The 20,761-nt window shown below is 63.2% G+C and carries 18 protein-coding genes; 9 read left to right on the top strand and 9 right to left on the bottom strand.

Features of this window, described 5'->3' with window-relative positions; genetic code table 11:
- The first annotated feature begins 28 nt into the window (after positions 1-28).
- The gene (locus tag LZC95_34115) at positions 29-1,204 is read left to right on the top strand and encodes a thioester reductase domain-containing protein (protein WXA91481.1); all 1,176 of its coding nucleotides are present in this window, start codon (positions 29-31) and stop codon (positions 1,202-1,204) included.
- On the opposite strand, the gene LZC95_34110 is transcribed toward LZC95_34115, so the two are convergent.
- From LZC95_34110 to LZC95_34100, 3 genes are all read right to left on the bottom strand, one after another.
- Positions 1,170-2,069 carry a LysR family transcriptional regulator gene (locus tag LZC95_34110; GenBank protein ID WXA91480.1) on the bottom strand — a complete coding sequence of 300 codons (900 nt, stop codon included), beginning with the start codon at positions 2,067-2,069 and terminating at the stop codon, positions 1,170-1,172. The two genes, LZC95_34115 and LZC95_34110, sit on opposite strands and share 35 nt — an antisense overlap.
- Before the next feature lie 48 nt (positions 2,070-2,117).
- Positions 2,118-2,888, bottom strand: coding sequence for a hypothetical protein (locus tag LZC95_34105; protein ID WXA91479.1), 771 nt, complete (start codon positions 2,886-2,888; stop codon positions 2,118-2,120).
- Between the two features lie 67 nt (positions 2,889-2,955).
- Positions 2,956-5,049, bottom strand: coding sequence for a RecQ family ATP-dependent DNA helicase (locus tag LZC95_34100; GenBank protein ID WXA91478.1), 2,094 nt, complete (start codon positions 5,047-5,049; stop codon positions 2,956-2,958).
- A gap of 502 nt (positions 5,050-5,551) precedes the next feature.
- On the opposite strand from LZC95_34100, the gene LZC95_34095 reads away from it, so the two are divergent.
- A complete protein-coding gene (locus LZC95_34095) occupies positions 5,552-6,658 on the top strand; it encodes a type I restriction enzyme HsdR N-terminal domain-containing protein (protein WXA91477.1) in 1,107 nt (368 codons plus the stop codon).
- Between the two features lie 802 nt (positions 6,659-7,460).
- Here the strand turns inward: LZC95_34095 and LZC95_34090 are convergent.
- Entirely contained in the window at positions 7,461-8,609 is a 1,149-nt protein-coding gene (locus LZC95_34090; GenBank protein ID WXA91476.1) for an IS110 family transposase, read from the bottom strand.
- 841 nt (positions 8,610-9,450) lie between these two features.
- Between LZC95_34090 and LZC95_34085 the strand changes: the two genes are divergently transcribed.
- Complete coding sequence (locus LZC95_34085; GenBank protein WXA91475.1) at positions 9,451-10,152, top strand: hypothetical protein; 702 nt, start codon at positions 9,451-9,453, stop codon at positions 10,150-10,152.
- Positions 10,153-10,217: 65 nt separating this feature from the next.
- On the opposite strand, the gene LZC95_34080 is transcribed toward LZC95_34085, so the two are convergent.
- Complete coding sequence (locus LZC95_34080; GenBank protein ID WXA91474.1) at positions 10,218-10,937, bottom strand: glycoside hydrolase family 75 protein; 720 nt, start codon at positions 10,935-10,937, stop codon at positions 10,218-10,220.
- A 405-nt stretch (positions 10,938-11,342) separates the two neighbouring features.
- Between LZC95_34080 and LZC95_34075 the strand changes: the two genes are divergently transcribed.
- The gene (locus LZC95_34075; GenBank protein ID WXA91473.1) at positions 11,343-12,578 is read left to right on the top strand and encodes a hypothetical protein; all 1,236 of its coding nucleotides are present in this window, start codon (positions 11,343-11,345) and stop codon (positions 12,576-12,578) included.
- On the opposite strand, the gene LZC95_34070 is transcribed toward LZC95_34075, so the two are convergent.
- From LZC95_34070 to LZC95_34060, 3 genes are all read right to left on the bottom strand, one after another.
- The gene (locus tag LZC95_34070) at positions 12,575-13,498 is read right to left on the bottom strand and encodes an acyl-CoA dehydrogenase family protein (GenBank protein WXA91472.1); all 924 of its coding nucleotides are present in this window, start codon (positions 13,496-13,498) and stop codon (positions 12,575-12,577) included. The two genes, LZC95_34075 and LZC95_34070, sit on opposite strands and share 4 nt — an antisense overlap.
- Before the next feature lie 19 nt (positions 13,499-13,517).
- The gene (locus LZC95_34065) at positions 13,518-13,877 is read right to left on the bottom strand and encodes a DUF2325 domain-containing protein (GenBank protein ID WXA91471.1); all 360 of its coding nucleotides are present in this window, start codon (positions 13,875-13,877) and stop codon (positions 13,518-13,520) included.
- Positions 13,878-14,011: 134 nt separating this feature from the next.
- Positions 14,012-14,449, bottom strand: coding sequence for a YciI family protein (locus tag LZC95_34060; GenBank protein WXA91470.1), 438 nt, complete (start codon positions 14,447-14,449; stop codon positions 14,012-14,014).
- Between the two features lie 231 nt (positions 14,450-14,680).
- Between LZC95_34060 and LZC95_34055 the strand changes: the two genes are divergently transcribed.
- From LZC95_34055 to LZC95_34035, 5 genes are all read left to right on the top strand, one after another.
- Positions 14,681-15,166, top strand: a complete 486-nt coding sequence (locus tag LZC95_34055) for a Rid family detoxifying hydrolase (GenBank protein WXA91469.1) — start codon at positions 14,681-14,683, stop codon at positions 15,164-15,166.
- 94 nt (positions 15,167-15,260) lie between these two features.
- Positions 15,261-15,773: a hypothetical protein gene (locus LZC95_34050; GenBank protein WXA91468.1), complete on the top strand. Its 513-nt coding sequence runs from the start codon at positions 15,261-15,263 to the stop codon at positions 15,771-15,773.
- Positions 15,770-16,057 (top strand): hypothetical protein, encoded by a 288-nt coding sequence (locus LZC95_34045; GenBank protein WXA91467.1) that lies wholly within the window; start codon positions 15,770-15,772, stop codon positions 16,055-16,057. The genes LZC95_34050 and LZC95_34045 overlap by 4 nt, the downstream gene beginning before the upstream one ends.
- Positions 16,058-16,587: 530 nt before the next feature.
- Positions 16,588-17,379: a hypothetical protein gene (locus LZC95_34040; protein ID WXA91466.1), complete on the top strand. Its 792-nt coding sequence runs from the start codon at positions 16,588-16,590 to the stop codon at positions 17,377-17,379.
- A 47-nt stretch (positions 17,380-17,426) separates the two neighbouring features.
- On the top strand, positions 17,427-20,201 hold the full coding sequence (locus LZC95_34035) for a tetratricopeptide repeat protein (GenBank protein WXA91465.1): 2,775 nt from the start codon (positions 17,427-17,429) through the stop codon (positions 20,199-20,201).
- A 10-nt stretch (positions 20,202-20,211) separates the two neighbouring features.
- On the opposite strand, the gene LZC95_34030 is transcribed toward LZC95_34035, so the two are convergent.
- Complete coding sequence (locus LZC95_34030; protein ID WXA91464.1) at positions 20,212-20,481, bottom strand: hypothetical protein; 270 nt, start codon at positions 20,479-20,481, stop codon at positions 20,212-20,214.
- Positions 20,482-20,761 lie beyond the last annotated feature (280 nt).

The raw sequence follows: 20,761 nt of genomic DNA, 5'->3' as shown, positions 1-20,761 counted from the left end.
GCCAATCGAAATGTGGTAGATCGGCGAGGTGCCGGATACCGTTCTTACGGGTGCCACTGGCTTTCTCGGCGGATACCTCGCCGCCGAGCTTCTCAGGCAGACGCAGGCCACCGTTCATTGCCTAATCCGAGGACACACCGAGGCCGGGGCCGCGCGCAGGTTGCGCGATCACATGGCCGGTCACGGCCTGAGTGCGGACAGCCTGAAACGGCTCGTCGTGGTGCATGGGGACATTACCCAACCTCGACTGGGATTGTCGGACACGGCCTACGATCGACTCGCGATAGCCAGCGACTCGATCTATCACTGCGCGGCCACGTTGAACCTCGCGGCCGAGTACGAATGGCTCGCCCCGACGAACATCGAAGGTACACGTACGCTCCTCGAGTTTGCCAAGCACCGAAAGCCGAAGACGATTCACCATGTCTCGTCGCTGGGCGTGTTCGTTGGCGCCCGTGCGGCCGGGTTTTCGGAGGTGGACGAGACAACGCCTGCAAGTCTCGAGACCACGGCAGGAATCGGCTATTGCCGCACCAAGCTCGACTCCGAAACGCTGGTTCGCGGTGCGGGCTTGCCCGTCGTGATTTATCGGCCCGGGCTGATTCTCGGGGACACGCGGGCCGGCACCAGCAGTGAACGGGATATTCTCGTCCGCTTGCTTCGCGCTGCGGTTGCCGTTGGCATCGTACCACGAACGACGGGACAACTGTGGGTTGGCCCCGTCGACGGCGTCGCGCGCGCCCTGGTCGCGCTTTCCAAGCAAGAAGGTGTGATTGGCCAGACGTTCCATCTCACGAACGACGTCCCTTTCGCGATCCAGTGCGCGCTCGACAGGCTATTGGAGCTCGGCTACGGGCTCATCGAGGAGCCGGCGTCACGCTGGCGGAGCACGCTGATCGAGAACATCGGTGACTCGAACGCGTTTGCCATGGCCGCCGTGTGGCGGGTCGGCGCGTACCTTCTGGAGGAAACGCCGGCTCATCGCATGCCGATCTTCCGATGCGACGCGACGTCTGCGGCGTTGCGCCGGCTCGGTATGACCGTTCCCCGAGCCGATGACGTCTTGCTCGATCGCATGATCGACTATCTCGTCAAACGCCGCTGGCTTCCCCCCGCGGGCACGGAGCGACGCGTCCCCATCGCGTCGCGCCGCCAAAGCGGTATGGACGTCACGACGGAGCATGCTCGCGCACGAAGTCGATGAACGCGCGAAGCGCCGGCGGTGTTTGCCTGCGGCTTGGATAATAGAGATAGAAGCCAGGAAACGTGGGCGACCACGCCTCCAGAATGCGCACGATTCGGCCGCGTTCCACGGCGCGGCGCATCTTTTCGTCGATGCCGTAGCCGATTCCGACGCCTGCGCGCACGGCGCGCAACAAGATATCCGCATCGTCGACGATGAGCGGACCCTCGACCGCGACATCGAGGCTTTTCTTGCCGCGCGCGAATTCCCATCGGTAAACGTTGCCGTTGGGCGTAAAGCGCAGGTTGATGCAGCGATGACGGTGCAATTCGTACGGCGTCTTCGGGGTGCCGTGGCGCTCCAGGTAATCTTGCGAGGCGACCACCATGGTGGACAGCGGGCCGCTCAACTTGACGGCCACCATGTCCTTGTCGACTTTCTCGCCCAGGCGAACGCCGATATCGAACCGTCCTTCCACGATGTCGGTGAGTGCGTCGTCGCTCGCGATGTCCAGCACGATGTCCGGGTGCTTCTTGCAAAAACGCCCCACCAGGGGCGCGAGGAACCCGAAGACGGCCACGCGTGCCGCATTGATGCGGACGATCCCCGCCGGCCGCTCGCGAAATGTCTTCACGTCCGTTACGGCGGCATGCAGGTCGTCGAAAACGGGTCGGAGCTTCGCCAGCAGGCGCGCCCCGGCCTGGGTGGGGGAGACGCTGCGGGTGGTTCGGTTCAAAAGGCGCACACCGAGCCGCTCCTCGAGCCTGCGCACGGTCTGACTGAGCGCCGGCGCCGAGACGCGCAACTGCGCGGCGGCGCGGGTGAAGCTTCCCTGGGAAGCAACGGCTGCAAAGGCATTCAACTCGGTGAATTCGATTCCGCGCATTGTGTTCTTTCGCAGAAAGAATACTGCGCGATTCTGTCGTTTGCTACGCTACGTTGTGGCCATCCCTCGTGCGCGTTGGCTCGCGGCATAGGCGGCGATTCGCAGATGGTGAACGAAGCCGACGGGCTCGAGCCCGCGGCCCGATCGAAATGGCGAAAAGCGCAATGCCGATTGGTCCAGTTCGATGGGCTGCTCGAGTCGCAATTCGGCAATGGGCTCCCAGCGGCGTCGCCACACGGGCCGATCGAGCTTGCGCGCTTCCAGCGTGTAAACGGCTTGCCGAGCGGCCACCGCCCACGCGAGATGGTCCTCGCGTGACACGTCGCGATCGTTTCGCAATCGCGGGGAGCGGGCCCGTATCTTCACCCGACCCACGCCGTCGCTTTCGAAGGGGGACACTCCGTGGAAATGATTCCAGAGATAGCTTTTGACGTTGGTTGCGAAGGGCGCAAAGGGCAACGTGAGCGGAAAGCGGATGGTCGCCAGGAGCAGATCCTGGTCGTCACCTTTTGGTTCGGTGGTGCTCTGCGCCTCGCGCACGAAGCGCACCGCCATACCAAGGGCATCGCGCCATTGTTTTTCTCCGCGCCACCAGGCGCTCGACAAGCGAACGATGGCTGGGCCTTGAAGACGTTCCGCAAGCCGGTCGAGCTCGGGCGTGACGGCGCACGGCCTCACGCTGGCGCGGTACATGCGGCCATCAGGATGAAACATGCGCGCGTGCCGAATACGGCTGATCGCGGCCGTTACCGGCGCGAGCAGGAGCCCGCCCACATCGCCTGCACGTTCGGCCCATCGAATTCCGCGAGAAGTGCTCATGCCGCGCTGCCAGCACACCACGTGCCAATCGCCGCGCCGTGTTCGCCCACCCGATGAGAAGCATAAGCTACGTGGTCGTAGCGAGAGCGAACGGCAGCACCGCCTTGGCGCCGGCCTGGCGCAAGAGCATGGCGGCGATGGTCATGGTCCAGCCGCTGTCGACGCGATCGTCGACGAGGAGTATGGGCCCCGTGGTTGCGGCCGTGAGTGCGGCCAGTTCTTGCGGTAGAACCAAGGTTCGGTGCACGGCTTGAACGCGCTTGGCGCTGTTGAACTGGCGCCCTGGCGAGCCGGCGTCGTAGGCGAGACTCCCGAGGTAGGAAAGCCTTCCCACCTGGGAGAGGCGCTGGGCCAAACTCGCGACGAGAAGCGGTCGTCGCTCCGACGGTAGGCTTGCCACGGCGATGGGGCGCTCGGCCCATTTCCAGGAGGCCAGCACCTGCACCACCGCGGTGAACACGTCGTCGGGAACGGGCCCGTCCTCGTGATCATCCGCCAGCATCGCTCGCAAGCGGTTGCCCCAACCAATGTCGGTCAGGCGGCCCAGGGCGCGGCCCTCCTCGTGGGCGATATCGGCTTTGATCTTTCCCGATAAGCCGATTTCCTTGAGCCCTGATGGCCATTGCTTGCGTGCCTCGATTTCGACCCCCGGCCTTTGCAATCGTTCGCGTGCGGCGGCCATCGCGCCTGGGTCGAGCGCGGAGGGCGCGGATGAGCGGTGCTGCCCCGTGCAATTGTCGCAACGGCCGCAGGGGGCGGCCTTGTCGTCGTCGAGGTGCTTGCGAAGGAACATCTCGCGGCAGTAGGAGGTCTCGATGTATTCCAGCATCGCGTTTTTCTCGGCTCGGCGTTCGCCGGCAACGCGCGCATAACGATCGGCGTCGTATTTCCAGGGTTGCCCCGTGGCTTGCCACCCGCCGCGAACCCGATGTACGGCGCCGTCGACATCGAGGACCTTGAGCATCGTCTCGAGCCGGCTGCGGCTCATGTCCACGATGGTTTCGAGGGCGATGGTCGAGAGAGGCCCGCGTTCCAACGCGTCGAGCGTCGTGCGCACGATGGCCTCGGGCGGGAAGGCGAGGCCCTCGAAATAGGACCATATCTCCTTGTCTTCGGCGCCTGGGAGCAAGATGACCTCGGCGCGCGCGACGCCACGCCCTGCGCGACCGACCTGCTGATAATACGCGACGGGCGATGCCGGCGCGCCCATGTGGATGACGAAGCCAAGGTCGGGCTTGTCGAATCCCATGCCGAGCGCCGACGTGGCCACGAGGGCCTTGAGTCGATTGTCGATCAAATCCTGTTCGGCGGCGATGCGTTCGGCCGGCTCCGTCGAACCGTGGTAGGCGGCCACTTGGTACCCTTGCTCGCGCAGATAGGCCGCGATCTCCAGCGCGCCTGCGACGGTGAGGGTGTAGACGATGCCGGAGCCCGGCAGCTCACCAAGGATGTGTGCCAGCCAAGCGAGGCGTTGCTCGGCGGAGGGAAGCTTGACGACGCTCAGGTGAAGGCTGTCGCGCTCGAGCGCGCCGCGAAGGACGAAGGTATCTTGACCGAGCTGCTCGGCCACATCGCGGGTGACGCGGGCATTGGCGGTGGCCGTCGTCGCGAGAATGGGAACGTTCGGCGGCATGCTCGCGAAGAGTGTGCGCAGACGCCGGTAGTCGGGCCGAAAGTCGTGACCCCAATCCGAGATGCAATGCGCCTCGTCGACCACGACCAGGCCGGCGCTCGCGGCCAGTTTGGGCAATACTTGATCGCGAAAGTCGGGGTTGTTGAGGCGTTCGGGGCTGACCAGCATCAGATCGACAGTGCCCTCGGCGATCCTCTCATGAATCTCCTGCCACTCTTCGAGGTTGGCCGAGTTGATGGTGACGGCGCGGATGCCCGCGCGTTCGGCCGCGGCGATCTGGTTGCGCATGAGTGCGAGCAGCGGTGAGACGATGACCGTGGGGCCGGTGCGAAGGCTGCGGAGCAGCGCGGTGGCGATGAAGTACACGGCCGACTTGCCCCACCCGGTGCGTTGGACGACCAGCACTCGTTTTCGGCCGACGACCAGCGCTTCGATGGCGGCCCACTGATCGTCACGCAAGGTGGCACGCGGGCCTGCGAGTGCCTTGAGCTTGCTCTCCGCCTGTTGTCGCAATGCGTCGTCCGTCATGGGTAAGTTCATCGCACGGGAGCGGTGCGAGCGTCATGCCGTTATGACGAAGGGCCTGTTTTTCGGGAAATCCGGGCCCGTCGCGGTGTCCGGGACAGCATGGGCGGTGTCCCGGACAGGCGCTGCGGGGTGGTCACCTTTGGCCGGGCCGGTGCTGGCGATCTTTAGGTCGTGAAGGGCATTCGGCCGCGGCGAGGATTTGTTGCCTGCATTCGACATCGTGAATGCTCACGAATATCGCGGTCCGCCGGCCATTCTTCTTCATCTCTTTAAGGAGGGCGGCCGCGTTGAATCCCGACTAGGAACAATCCTGACATCGACGCAAAACGCGATGTCAATTCATCTCGCTGGTCACATTTGGCCTTAGCACTCCGATTTGCCAGACGGCCAACACGGATTCGGCATTTCATTCTGGTATCATGCACGCGCAGCGATATTCGTTCGGCCGTACGCGGGCCGGTACGTACATCGCCCATCACGACGCTGTCGACTGGAGGGCAGTATGGGCTTCTTCGAGGATCTTCGTAACTTTTCAGAGCAAGTCAAACGCAGGCAGTCTTACATCAAGGGGGAAGAGGCCACGAAGCAGTCCCTCGTGCTCCCGCTCATTCAGTTACTCGGCTACGACATTTACAATCCGACCGAGGTTCAGCCCGAATACATCGCGGATTTCGCCAAGAAGAAGACGAATGGGCAGTTCGAGAAAGTCGATTACGCCATCCATCTGGTGGACACGCCCGCCATCTTCATCGAGGCCAAAGCGATCGACGTGACCTCGAGCGACCACGACGCCCAGCTCGCGCGCTATTTCAACGCGACCCCGTCGGTCAAGACCGCCATTTTGACGAATGGGCTCGTGTATCGCTTCTATACCGATCTCAAGCGAGAGAATCTTCTCGATGAACAGCCCTTCTTCGTGTTCGACATTCATTCCTTCACGGAACGCGATGCGGAAACCCTCAAGCAGTTCACCCGGGAAAGCTACGATGGCGATGCGGTGCACGATGGCGCCGAGGAGCTGATTTACGTTGGAAAGCTCACGGCGCTGGTTGGGGATCTGCTGCGCAATCCGTCGGAGAACTTCGTTCGATTCCTTCTGAACGAAATCGAGGCGGTCGGTGCAGGCAAGCGCCTCACGGCAAAGATCATCGAACGCTTCCAGCCCGCCGTTCGAAAGGCCATCCAGGGGACCTTGTTGGAGATGGCCACGCGGTCCATCAAGCTCGAAACGGAGAAGCCAGAGCTCGCGATTGTCCTGCCGCTTCCGGCAGTGACCGCGCCGGCTCCAACGGAGGCGGCCGTGCCCGAGTCTCCGGCCGAGGGTGGCAAGATCGTGACCACCGCCGAGGAGCTCGAAGCCTTCGAGATCGTTCGAGAGCTTTGTTCGGACTCGCCGCTTTTCGCGAAGTATCCACCTCAGTACAAGGACTCTCAGAATTACTTCGGGATCCACGCGGGAAGCATTCGCTATTGGTTCTGCCGATATTTTGGGGATCAAAAGCGAAAGTCGGTGGTCACGCGTCTTGCCGTCGACAAGGTGAAAATCATGTCGCCGGGCTTCGAGGTCGACGCCGCACCTCGACCTTTGGCGTCAGCCGCGTCTACTTGAACAATGTCAAGGACCTGACCCGGCTTCGTTCCCTCATGCACACGGCCTTCGAAGACGCCGTTCGCCGGCGCGAATCGGGCAGCGACGAGGGCGATCCTACCGCCTCCGCGGGAGCCTCCACCGGTTAGCCGAGCGTGGCGCGTGAATGCGGGGCGGGGTGTCACGGACAGGTCGAAATTCGTCCGGGACAGGGGCGCACTGCGCGGGGGCGCGCATTTTTAGCTAGATGCGGGTTGGCATTGCATTGGCAATGCGTTGGGTCAGACCTTCGTGCGCGGTGCTCCGGACACCGCGCCCGCAAGGTCGCAGATCAAGACGATGGGTTGCCATTGGTATGATTGGGAGGCAACAGCCCTCCGCGTGCCCGTTGATAGCGAGGAACCACTCCCACGGGGCCTCGCCAGCGGGAACAACACGCAGAGCGGTGACTCTGTACCGGCGGTTTATGCAAGGCGATTTTCTTCTTCTTCGGATTTTTCTTCGTCGTCCGGGAGGAGGTGTTTTGGCGAAGCATGGAGCTCTCCTGTGGCTCGAGACGAGCCCGCTGCGTTTTGAAAAAGATGGGCCGCCAGACGTGCGTTTCGAGTTTGCCGTCAATTGACTCTTCGCGTTCACCGGGCAGCGATGGTCGCGGGTAGCCCCGGGACGCAGTATGGGATTCGTAGGGCGGAGCGAGACGCAATTTACGGGGCGAGCTCTCGACCTTGGCGTTACCTCGGTCGTGCTCACACCGCTCTCCCCGCGTTCATCGTCCTCCAATGGGTTCTCAAAACGTCGCGCGCTCTGCGGCGCATCGGGTGGGTCACGTCATGGTGACCTCCGAAGTCTTACGGCGAGTGTATCGCCGCTGAAGTTTCTTGGTCGCGCGCCGGAGCGCAACGGTGCGCTGAGTTTCATCGCTTCCACGCATGCTCTTTTTCTGGAAAGTCCCCTTTGTGGCCGTATTCGGGTCGTAGAAAGCCCCATCACGACACATCGCCCAGAGCACACCAGCAAGACGTCGGGCCACGGCGACAGCCGCGATCGATCTTCCTTTTTTCTTGGCGATGTTCATTCCCCAAAGACGAATGGGGTCCCCGGCATGCTTGCGCGTGCGCAGTAGGCTGTGGGCTGCTTGCACGAGCATGGCTCGCGCGTGAGGGTTTCCTTGTTTGGTGATGCCTCCGAGACGACGCTTGCTCGGTCCTCCCGTGGTCGATTCGGACGGAACGAGTCCGAGATAGGCGCTCACCGCATGGGCATTCTTGAAACGGTGGGCATCGTCCATGACGGACATGAACGTGGCCCCGACGATGAGCCCTATACCGGGGGCTGTGGCGCAAAGACGTATCCGAGGATCTCGCCCTGCCAAGTTCTGCAACTTCTCTTCCACTCTCACGAGCTGCTCGTCGAGTACTTTCAGCATGGCGGCTAACGGCGCAACAAGCTTCTGCAAGCCAGGATTCATCTCGGTTGCTTCCAAGTGCGTCACGAAGTTGCTGATATCGCACGTAGCAACACGTTTCCCATGTGCACGCGCGAGGCCGCGGATCGTGGTCACGTAACCCGCGCGGGTCTCAACCAGCGCTTGTCGGACACTCAACTGCTCGCGAAGCTCTCGACCTTCCACCGATAGGACGTGGGCTTCGGGAATGCGCCCCTGTTCGACCGCGATGGCGAGGTGCTCGGCATCGAGCGCATCGTTCTTGCGTTTGTGGTGTCCTATCCCGATCGTCTTGAGTCGCGTGGTGTCGACGATCTTCGGCTCGTGTCCCCAGGTTCGGAGGAGATCATGGACGAACCAAGCCTCTCGCGCTGCCTCGAAGGCGACAATGGCCGGAAGCGTCCCGGGCCCCAATCGACCCTTGAGCTGTTCGATCTGTTGCACGCTCGTCCGCTCCACGACTTTCCCATCGCACACCTCGCAATAAGCGATGTGGCGCGCTCCTAAATCCAGGCCTACGCTACGCATGATCGACCTCCCTTGGGCCCCCACTTCTCTTTGTGGCTCTGACCACGCGGGGGTGCCGATAGCTTCGGCGATCGGCGGGAGGTCGATCGTTTTTCTTCGCGAGGAAAGCCGGACGGCGCGCCCGCTGCGGCTGAGACCTTCCATCGATCTCGGCGTTGCAGTGGGCGTGACGTCCGGCGGCGGCGACGCGTCAGGTTTTACTGCCGCCGGTTCATCCAATCTACGGGAAGCGCAGCGGGCGCGGACCGGTGGCCGAATTCCTAGTTGGGTGAAGCTGCGCAGACAACTGATCGCTCCACCGGAACTTTTGCTACCCTCATCTTTATCTGGCAGAGAAAAAGCCAGACGACGAACGTGTGCGATTGCGCGGAAGCGCGATCACGCACCCGTTTGTGCCGCCCATCCGGCTGAGCTGCTTTGCGCTTCCGAGCGCGAGCCCCAAGCCCGAAACTTGGACGCGAAGGGCGCCGATGCCAGAACATCGTTGACACGTTCGGCGCCAGGACATCGTGGACAGTCCTCACGGCGGACCCGTAGAAGTAGCAAGGGGAAAGCGGTTCGAAGAAACGGCGGCGGGCTTCCGTGGGCCACCGCTAAGCCCGAAGCGGCAGATTCGCCCGGGCGGTGTGCCTTGGGTCCACCTGTCCAATGAGAAATGGTGCAAACGGCTGCACAATACCCCCATTGGAAACGACGGAGTGTGCACGTTGCTGCACACCCATGGGCTCATCCGAAGGAGATATTCCTGGCATCTGCCTTGCTGCAAGAGTCCACGTGAGGTAAGGCGACGCGACGCCAAACCTTTGTCTTGCAATCTTGCTTTGTCGCGTCACGAGGAAAGATGAACGACGTATTTCGTACATATCGACGGTTGGCCGCGCTGCTCTCGGTTCCCGCGGCGCTCACCACGATCGGGTGCTCGTCGGATTCGGATCCCAAGGCGGACCCCTCCACCGATGTCACCATCCAAGGCGTCGCCACCGGCCAAGCCCCCGCCGATAGCGGGCAACCCATCGCCACGTTGGTGTGGAGCAAAGGCGGAGGGCAAATCCTGGCGACCCGCAGTGCCGTTCGCTCGAATATCGAGGTCGCGGAACCGCGGCGGTACTCGTTGACCATTGCCGCGGCGCCCCCGGCCGAAGTCGTCGACCCGCAAGGGATCGCCTATGCATACATTGCTGCCGTTCGCCCGGACCGGACCCCGCAAAACGCAGCGGAAATGGCCGCAGCCATCGTGGGCGGCAGCCGAGAGTTCTTGCTCGTCTACACGCAACGCGACGTGGCGGCCGAATCGCTCATGGGCAAATACTTTCGCGGCGCAATGACCTCCGGATATCATCTCTTCAAAGCCCGCGCGTATACGTCCGAGGAGAGTGCAAGCCTCGCGGCATGCAAGCAGACGGCACGCGAACAGGGAAAGAACCCCGACACGGAGTGCCCCGCATTCCGGATGTTCGTCTCGCCAGCCCCCAACGGATTCGCGGAACAAGTGGATCTCGCATTGGACCCGGTGTCCCGTCCGGATTTTCCGGATCTCTCGTAAGAAGCCAATCCATAGCGCGGAGGCAGCGAGACGCACACATCGCTGCCTTGCCGCGCGCGATGTCGTCAATTGTTGTCGATGAATTGCTGCGCCAATTGTTGGCCGAGTTCGGTCGCCCGTTCATGGCTTTCGATGGGCGACACACTGGAATTCTTGAATACGATGTATGTAACGCCGCTGTCGGTGCCACCGCTCGCCGGATTGGGATTGATCCCCAAGCCCTCGGCGGCGGCGTAAGAGGCCTCGCCGATGATATCTTGGGGACCCGTATCCCCGAACACGGCATAAAGTACCTGATTGTTGTAGATGACCGCCACCACCGCTCCCCCTCGGATTTCGAAGTTCTGATAGTTCCAAATGGCGCTGGGGCTCGGTATGACAACGTAGGGAAGCTGGTCCGCGATGAGGGGCCGGCCATCGGATTGAGAAAACGAAGTATCACTTTGATACCACGGATCGGTATTGGCGTTGCATCGGTCGGTGGTCTGCCCATCGCAATCGATGTCCATGTCCGCAGTCCAGAAGACCGCGCCATTCTTGTCGCAGACGGGAATCGCAGGCGCCGTTTCCGTGTCGGTCTTGTACGTTCCGTTGGAGACTTGGTTGCAGTTCTGCACCTTCTCCAACAACTGAGCAGCGGTGGGTCCCGCGGCAGCCGCACGCGTCATCGAGCTTTCCTGATGAAACCCATCTTCTGTCGTGGCGCTGCTGCATCCGAACGCGGGGGCGGACAGGCCAGCGAGAACCAATAGGATGCAGGCGGCACGATTGGATCGCCAATACATGGGGGAACCCTCCTCTTTTCGCAGCGACGGCACCTCCAACGTGCCCGCGCGCGTCTGGTATTCTATTTGTTAATAAGTTTTACTAATTTAATCAAGCAGAACTCGGCAGCGACCCACTCCATCGAATGCTTTTCACGCTTCGATGACGCGCAGCGAAAGACCAATTGGTCTTTCGACTCCGTCGGTAAGCGATATCGGATTTTCGCAGCCTCCACGTGAAAGCGATGCATGAAGCAGGTGTATTGGCCGCATGCCTACATTTGCGCTGCCAATGCGCAGACCATTCAGCCGGACGTTCGAGCTCGTCATCCTTCCGGAAGATGGGCTCCAGATACATTCATTGTCGCATTCGTGATTGGACCGTGCTCTCTGCGCCTACTCTCAGTTGGCGAAGGAGACCTCTCGATGACCCGCACACGCCTGCTTGCCCATTTGGCCATCACATTCGTCGCGGTAGCCGTCTTCGCCTGCGACTCCGACGACGACGCTTCGGCGCCGCCGCCGTCGACACCCGCCAACGACGCCTCGCCTCCCAACGACGCGTCCACGCCGCCCAAGCCGACGAAGATCCTTTTCCTCGGCAACAGCTACACCTTCGCCCGGCTCGATCCTGCCATGAGCTACAACGCGGCCAATGTGCACGATCTGACGGCCGACTTCGCGGCGAAAAACGCGACCGGGACGAATCCTTGGGAGCCGCATCCATGGGGCGGTGTCCCGGGCATCTTCAAAGCCATGACGGTGCAAGCGGGGCTCGATTATGACGTCTCGATCTCGACGCGCAATGCGGCGTCGCTGCGCGGCCATTTCCTGAATACCGCGAACAATGATTGGGACCTGCGTGGCAATGTCGCATCGCAAACCTGGGATATCGTCGTCCTTCAGGAACTGAGCGATGGCGCGCTACCGCCCGGCAAAGGAAAAAATGCGAACTTGGCGTCCTTCAAGGCGTATGCGAATCAATTCGAGCGATTCATCCACGAGGGCGCGGCGCAAACGTATACCGAAGCGCAGTTGTTTGGCAGCCTGGAGGCCTGTACCGCGGCGCGCTTGTCGGAGGAGCAGTGCACCACCGAGCGCACCATCCCCGCGAACCCGAACGCAAGCGCCGCAACGAAAATCTATTTGACCGAGACCTGGGCGCGGCCCGACATGGTCTTCGCCCACAAGATCACCACCCCCGACAAAAACTCACCGACCGGATCGCCCATCGTCGACACCTCCGACAATGGAGGCGATGCAAAACTCTATTACACGAGCCTCGCAGGCATGACCACCGACCTCCGCGCGAGCTTCGCGGCGGCCGTAGCCTCGAATCCGAAGTTCGTCGGCGTGATCTCGGTTGGCGATGCGTTCCAGTTCGCCGTCGACCAAAACCTCGTGAGGACCAGCGCTTTCTACGACGCGAACGGCGTATTCACCGTCGAGCAGCCGGGCGATCCGATCAACCTTTGGTGGGTCGATTCCACGCATGCGAGCAAGTACGGGTCGTACCTCGATGCGCTTCTGCAGTTCGGTGTCATCACCGGGCGCGACCCGCGCTCGCTCGGCGAGGGAGAGCGCGCCGCGCGTGAACTCGGCATTGCCCCGAGCGATGCGTCGATGCTGCAACGGGTCGCGAGTGCGCAGCTCGGCCTTTAATCCCGCTCGCGCGCGAGTGTGGCCCAGGCAGCCTCGAGCCGCTTGCCACGCGCGTTCCCCGCAATCCCGAGGAGCGCGCGATCGCGCTCCCATCGTTCCCGTATTTCGGCGGGCGCGGCCCCGAAGAGCGGGGTCGCGCGGTCCAGGAGCGCGCGGATCTGCGTGAAGGCACCGCCCAGCGCAATGTGGAGCTCCGGGGACATTGCATCGCTGAGCGCCATCGCACGAAGCCCGACAATCGCCGCCGCAACCTCTTCGACGAATGCCCGCGGCCACGACAGAGCGCGTGCCATCCCACCCACGTGCGCAACCAGCGCCCCGAAGACATGGAGATCCTCGATGGTGCGAAACGGCTTCAAATAGCCGTCGTAACCGTCACCTTCGAGGACGTCCTCCTCGCGAACGCGCACCCCGTCGAGCGTCACCTCGGCATGTGGGATCTCCGGCGCAAACGGAGGCGGGGGCATCGGCTCGATGCGTACGCCATCGGCCTTCGAATCCACTCGCACCACGCGCAGCCGATTCTTCCCGCCATCGTCCACGCCGATCGACGTCACCACGAGCAGCGCATCGGCCGCGGGCGCGAACGTGGACCAACGCTTCTTCCCGCGGAGCACCAAGCCCGCCTCCGTCTCTTCGAGGCGCGTCGCAATGGCACGAGGATGCGCACCTCCCTCTTCCGTGGCGCAGAGCGACACCGCAAGATCGAAGGGCAACGCAGGTACGAGCGTATGCAGCGCAGCCTGATACCCCGCCGCGAAGGCAAAGCCGACCCGATCGCACGCCAACGCCGTCACCACGGCCCGGTCGAACGGCACGGGGAATGTCGCAGCGGCTTCGCGCGCGCGGACGCGGAGCGCGTCCATGGAATCAATGGGGTCGATTGCGGCGGTGAGCAAATGACGAAGAAGAGCAATCATGATTGCTCTTCGATGGATATCACGCCGGAGAGCGCTCTCCGAGCGTTGCCACCGCACTTCGCAGGGCGGACACCGACGGAGAGCGCAAGTATACGACGGGCGCATTGTCGGGAACGAGCGCCTTTGCCTGATCGCGAAGCGCATGCGACACCATGCTCACCATGACGATGACCGCGGCAACTTGTCCAAGTGCCCGGCGCGCTCCGTTGGGAACTCGTTTTTCGAAATGGCGCAGTTCGAGCCCGCGTTCTTCGACGATGGCACGGTAGTGCGCGGACATTCCTCCGCTCCCGCCCACGACGATGACCGCACCCTTCGGGGCGCCGCTCGTCGTGCAACCTCGGCTTCGTTGGACCTCCCCTCTGGACTTGCTCATCATATTTCGATGAACAGCAAGAGCAGGGCCAACGCTTCATGCAGCGGCTTTACCGCGGATTCGTGCCGTAGCCGCTCTATTCCTGCAACCTTGGCAAATGCAAGGACGGCCCCGCGGCCGCCCCTTGTCAAAGTGTCTTAGCCCTTCTTTTGCTGTCGCTCGACCTCTGCGCGCAGCCGTTCCTCTTGAGCGCGGAGCTCCGGCGTGAACTCCTGGCCGAAGTCCTCCGCCTCGAAGATCGGACGGAGCTCGAGCTCTGCGTCCTCGCCCGGCATCGGATCGGGACAGCGACGGGCCCATTCGACGGCTTGCTCCATCGAGCGAACCTGCCAGACCCAAAAGCCGGCGATGAGCTCTTTGGTCTCGCTGAAGGGACCATCGACGACGAGTCGCTTTCCCGCGCTGAACTTGATCCGTTTGCCTTTGTTGCTCGGGTGAAGACCATCGCCGGCCAGCATGACGCCCGCTTTGACGAGCTCCTCGTTGAAGTCGCCCATGGCCCGGAGCAGCTCCTCACTCGGCATGATGCCCGCTTCGCTGTTCTTCGTTGCCTTGATGATGACCATGACCCTCATCTGTCGTGCCTTTCGTTGGGGGCGCTTCCACGCCCGGTGGGGAACGTACAGGCGTCGTTTGGGTCTGGGCGAGATCGACACGGGCCGAGCGACTTTTTTCGCCGCCGGCCGGCGACGTGAAAATCCAGGTATCCTGTACACCCTTCTCAGCCGTGCGCACCGAGCTTGACCACGACAAAAGGCGCAGCATTCGCCAGTAGCACGGTAGTGTTGCGCGCCGGAGGCCTCTTCATGAATCGATGTTCGCTGATGTTCGTCGCCGCCGTATCGTGCGTCATGGGCTGCGCGCGCGAGACCCCGCCGCCGGCCGCGCCCACCCAGACGACGGCCACCGAACCGTCGCGGGTGGAGTTTCTCACGGCGGGAGGCAAGCCGGGGCGACCGTTTTCCCCGGCGGTGCGTGTTGGAAAGACCCTTTACCTCGCCGGCCAGGTCGGGACCGTGCCCGGAACGGATCAACTCGCGCCCGGCGGCATCGAAGGCGAAACGCGGCAGGTGATGGAGAACATCAAGGACGTCCTCGCCAAGAGCGGTGCATCGATGAACAACGTCGTCAAATGCACCGTGATGATGGCCGATATTGCGGAATGGGCTCGAATGAATAGCGTTTACGTGACGTATTTCCCAACGAACAAACCGGCCCGCAGCGCCTTCGGAGCCAGCGGCCTCGCCCTCGGCGCGCGCGTCGAAATCGAGTGCATCGCCGTGACGGAGTGACAGCTTTCGAGCTGGAGCGCACCGGCCATCGACGTCGAAGCAGGTGATCTCGGGTCGAGATGACGTTAGGATGCCGCCCATTCGGGGAGGTCTCATGCGTTCATTTCGACTCGCCATCCTTGGCGTCATGCTCGCAACATCGATGGCATTCGCGCAGCCGGAAAAAGGCAAAGGCGCGCCGCCGCCTGGACATGTTGGTCCAGGCAAACACGAGAAAGAGGACAAAGGTCCTCCGAACAAGGGAGAGCCCACATCGGCGAAAAATGCCGATGACGATGAGGACGATGACATTGCCGACGGCGGAAAGCCCGGCGATCACCGACGCACCCCGGCGCAGCTCACGTTCCGAAGAGGGCTCTGGGAGCGCCGTCAAAAGGCCATTGAGGCGCTGGTCCACAAAGGCGGAAAACATCTGACCGACGACGAGCGTGACCTCATCCGGCAACATTGGTTGCGTCTGGGAATGCTCATGCGCATTCGAGAGCTCGCCCAAGAGGCCCACGACGATGCGGTCATCAAGCGGGTCGACGCCGCGATCGAGCGTGAGGAAAAGCGCTCCGAAGCGAAACTCGAGAAACTCAGCGCCAAGGTGGGAGGTACGAAATGAACTCGTTCGGAGCGGCAGCCATCGCACTCGCCATCGCCGCAAGCATCGCGGGATGCACCCCGAAGGAGAAGACCGAAGCCGCCGCCGAGGCAGGCGTCGCAACGGTCGCAAGCGCCCCGGCGTCCGCCGTCGCATCGGCAGCGCCCAGCGAACCGCCGGCCACCGCCGAAAACGATCCTCTCCCGGCGCACTCCGAAGCCACCAAAAAGGCCCGCGCCGAAATTACCAAACAGAATTACAAATCGGAGCTCGAGAAACTGGAGAAAGAAATCGACCAACCGTGATGGGCGGGATCGGCGCATGTTCGTTCGTGCTTACGCGCGCGGCCATGGCGCCCGAAGGTTCCCGCATTTCCCATATCGGTCATCGTGCCGACTCCGTTATCTGGCTTCGAAGGTGATGACGAATCGGCACGGTCCGATTCACGCGACCATCGACGAGCGCGCCTCCGCGGCTTGACAACGCGGTGCGCTCGTCCTACGAGCGAACATACGTTCTTGGCGACCGCGTTGCGGAAGACGAGATGGAGGCAAAGAAGCCACTCCTCGGTAGATGAACATATACGTGCACGGTGCGGTCCGCCCATCCGTCGCGCGAGGCGCACGCAGCGCAAAACACGGTGCGCCGAACCCTTCACTGCTTTCACCAGGAGATACACATGTCCATGCGAAGTCCGGCAGCTGCGATCGTGGGAGCGAGCTGTGTGTTGGTGTGTAGTATCCTTGCGGGCTGCAGCGCGGATGGCGCTGACCGGAGCCCCGAAGTCGCGGGCGGTTCGCAAGAGCTAGAATCGTCGACCGCGGGCGGCTCTGCCTTGTTGTTCCACAGCCTCCACGCCGCCTCGCTCCAAGACACCCTCGAGAGTGAAACCCAGGGAAGCGAGGCGCTCTGGAGCGGCGTATATCTCTATTCGGCCGCCAACAGCACTGCCAATTACGCGTGGGCCCGGGGCTTTACGTCGAATTTGGCATCGCTCCCCGAGTGCGCTTGGATCGATGTGGGCGACGGCGGCGTGTGCCAGCGTGTGCAATGCAAGCCCACCGAGAAGAACACGGGGATCGGTACCGTGCATATTTTTGGGACGGATCCGGCCATTCAGCTCGTTCCCGATGCCAATGGCAATTATCCAACGCACGACTCGACGACCCCGCTGTACTCGACGGGCGATCCCATTTTGGCCTTCGTGGGCGGCAACGAAGAGCGGCGTGGTGGGTTCGTCGCATTCTCGTTTGCGCCCGAACCTCTGAATCTCGTTTCGCCCGAATACGATCCGGCGGTGGGGGTCGAAATCTCGCGCGATGCGGATTTCCACGTTACGTGGACCCCGTCGAAGAGGCCCGAGCAGGGAAAGAGCCGCATCAACCTGTACCTTGGCACCAACGACTACTCGGCGTACGTCAATTGTGGTTGGCCACAAAAGGCCGGCAAGGGCACCGTCCCCGCGGAGCTCCTTCGAGATCTCCCGGCCGGGCCCGGTAGCCTGAGTTTCGCCACCATGGTCAAGAACGTTCGCGAGCCCAATGCGAAGAAGAGGACCGAGCTGCGTTTGAGCACGGACGTGTACGTCAAAGGCAAGCCGGCATCGGGAAACGCGATGTTCAAGTAGCACCATTGCCGGACTGCGTCTGAGCTGCGACACTCCCGCCGGAGGAAATGGCGGCAGAGTGCATCGACGCGAACACGGTCACGATGTGGTTCGACGGGGAGCTTTCCCCGGAAGAACGCGTTTCGGTGCAAAAGCACATCCACGCATGCGACACGTGCCGCACCCGCTTCGGTGAGCTGGCGCGCGTCGCCGCGAAGACCACCGACGCGGCGGCAACGGTCGCACTGCGTCCGCCCCGCAAGCGGCTAACCGTCGGGCAGCGCATCGACCGCTATGCCGTCCTCGAGTGGCTCGGGGAAGGTGGCATGGGCGTCGTGTATGGCGCGTATGATCCCAAGCTCGAGCGGCGTGTGGCCATCAAAGTGCTTCGCGCGGAGACGGAGCGCGACAAGGACGCGGAGCGCCTCTTGCGGGAGGCGCAGTCGCTCGCGCGCGTGTCGCATCCCAATGTCGTCGCGGTGTACGACGTCGGGGAACACGAAGGGCACATCTTCATTGCCATGGAGCACGTGCGCGGCGGCACCATGGCCGAGTGGCTGCGCCGCGAAAAGCCTCCGTGGCGAACCATCCTTGCACGCTACATCGATGCCGCGCGCGGGCTCGGCGCCGTGCACGCCGCGGGCATCGTCCATCGCGACTTCAAACCGAACAACGTCTTGTTCGGCGACGACGGGCGCGTACGCGTGACCGACTTCGGACTCGCCCGCGCCATCACGCGCCCGGAGGAAGAGACTTCTTCGATCGAGGGCTCGTGGGGCGGCACACCGGCGTACGTCTCGCCCGAGCAACTCCGGCGAGGCGCCGTCGATGCGCGCGGCGACCAATACAGCTTTTGCGTGGCGCTCCACGAGGCGCTCCACGGAGAGCTTCCCGTTCGCGGTGCAGGCGAGCTCGCGGGCACGGGCGTGCCTGCGCGCATCCGCAACGCGCTCGAGCGCGGCCTTTCCGTCGATCCCGCGAAGCGGTTCGAGTCGATGGATGCCCTCGTCGCCGAGCTATCGCGCGACCGCCGCGCCCTATGGTTGCGAAGTGCCAGCGTGCTCGCGGCGGCGGCCGGAATCGCTTTCGGCGTCGTGGCCTACGCGCGCGCGCATCAAGCCATTCCGGCGCCGTGTGCGGGGGCCGACCGCAAACTCGCCGGCATCTGGGACGAAGCGCGAAAGCAGCCGATCCGCGCGGCCTTCATGGCGGTGGGGCGAAGCTACGCGGGCGACGCATGGAACGAGACCGAGCGAGCGCTCGATGCCTACAAGGCGCGTTGGGTGGCCATGCACACCGAAATCTGCGAGGCCACACGCGTTCACGGCGACCAATCGGAGGCGCTGATGGATCTGCGCATCGCATGCCTCGACGCCCGCGCGCGCGAAGTGCGGGCACTGACCGACGTCTTCGCGAGCGGAAATGCAAAGAGCATCGAGCGCTCCGTGCAGGCAGTCTCGGCGCTGTCGCGCATCGACGGCTGCGCGGACGTCGACGCACACCGTGCGCGCGTTCCCGCGCCTTCCGATCCCGCGCGCCGTGCCGAGTTGGAACGCTTGAACACGCAGGTCGAGCAGGCGGAGGCCTTGGCCCGCGCCGAAGATATCCCCGCTGCCGAAAAGACCGCGCGACCCCTGATCGAACCGACACGGGCGGCGGGCGATGGGTCGCTCGAAGCAAAGCTCCACTACATCTTGGCGCGTGCACACTCCTTCAGGGGCGAGTGGGCACTGGCCGAGGCCGAATTTTTCGAGGCCACGGTGGCCGCCGAGAGGGCATTCGACGAATTGGAAAAGGCGCGCGCGCAGGCGCAGCTCGTCTACGCCATTTCCCACCAGGAAGGACGCGCGGCCGAAGCCGAGCGCGCTGGAAAGCTCGCGGGTGCCATTCTCGCGCGCCTCCCGAAAGAGACCGGGCTTCGAGCCACACTCGAGAACAATTTGGGAACCATCGACGAGCGGGCAGGGCGCTACGAGGAGAGCCTCGAGAAATACGAGCGCGCCCTGGCCTTGCGCGAGGCGGAAACGCCCGACGGATACATGGTGGCCCTTGGCTTGGCCAACGCCGCCAATGCCCTCATGGAAATGGGGCAAATGCCCAAGGCGCTCGAGTACCAGCGCCGCGCCGTCGATATCTACGAGCGGCGCCTCGGGCCGCATGCCCCCTTCCTCGGCATGGCTTTGTCGAACATGGCGCTGTCCGAGCGCTCCCTTCGCCTGCTCGACGATGCGGAGCGCCACGTCCGGCGTGCCCGCGACATTTACCGCGATGCCTACGGAGCCGAGCACCGCCAGATCTGGCGCACCGGCGGTATTTTGGCCGATCTGCTGGGCGACCTGGGAAGGTACCCCGAGGCGCTGGCGGAAGCGCAGAACACGCTGGCCATGGCCGAACGGATCGCTCCCCAGGATCGCGACATGATCAATGCGTTGAATTCCGTGGCGACGGTTTACCTCCGCATGGGGCGCTACGCGGAGGCGCTCGAGGTGGAGCAGCGGGCACGCGCTTTGTGCGAGCGCTTGGGCAATCCCGCGCACCATACGCCCGACGTTCTGACCCTACTCGGTGCGGCGCACCTGGGCCTGGGCCAGCCGCGCAAGGCCCTGGATCCGCTGGAGCGCAGCCACACCCTGCGGGTTGCGGCGAAGCCCGACGCGAGCGAACTCGCAGAGACGCGCATGCTCCTCGCACGCGCGCTCTGGGACGCGGGCGTCGATCGGCGGCGGGCCGTCACGCTGGCCGAGCAAGTGCGCGACGCCTACGGCGCGATGCCCCATTACGAACGGGAACGCGACGCCGCCGTCGCTTGGCTCGAATCGCACGCCCGGACAATACGGAATTGACGATTACGAACTAGCGCACGCTGCGCTTGGGATTGCAATACGCCAACGCCTGCTGGGACGAGACCGCAGCCGGCGTCGACTCGGGATCGTTGGGTGTAAAGATGGCCGCCCCGGCCGACGAGTGATCCTCGCGGCAGTTCCTTCGCGCGCTCGCTTCCGGTCCCATCAGGACCGACGGATCTGCCGCTGGGGCTGCCGACGGAGCCGTTGCGGCGCTGCCGCATCCCATCAGCCCGAGTCCGAGTACCATCGCGATCGATGCTTTTTTCAGTGAAACCATGACAGCTTTCTCCTTCGTCGAAGCGTCGCGGGTACCTTTAGTGACGCACTGCGGCATCGGCCAGTCTTCCACGCGAAATAATCGTGACAGAGCCCGGTGATGGCGTGCACAGCCTGACGGACAGACAACCTCAGCGTGTCAGCCTCCCGACAGGACCGTCGACCCGTTGACGGTGAGCGCGGGAGTTGCGCAGCGGCACTGATTAGTAATTAACGCGCGCTACGTGAATAGGGAAAACATCGATTCGAACGTTTGGGGCACACGCAAACCTACAAAAGGC

It is taken from the genome of Sorangiineae bacterium MSr12523 (assembly GCA_037157775.1).
In the GTDB taxonomy this organism is placed as follows: Bacteria; Myxococcota_A; Polyangia; order Polyangiales; family Polyangiaceae; genus Pendulispora; species Pendulispora brunnea.
The sequence above is the reverse complement of the archived record's forward strand: the minus strand, read 5'-3'. Positions and strand labels throughout refer to the sequence as shown.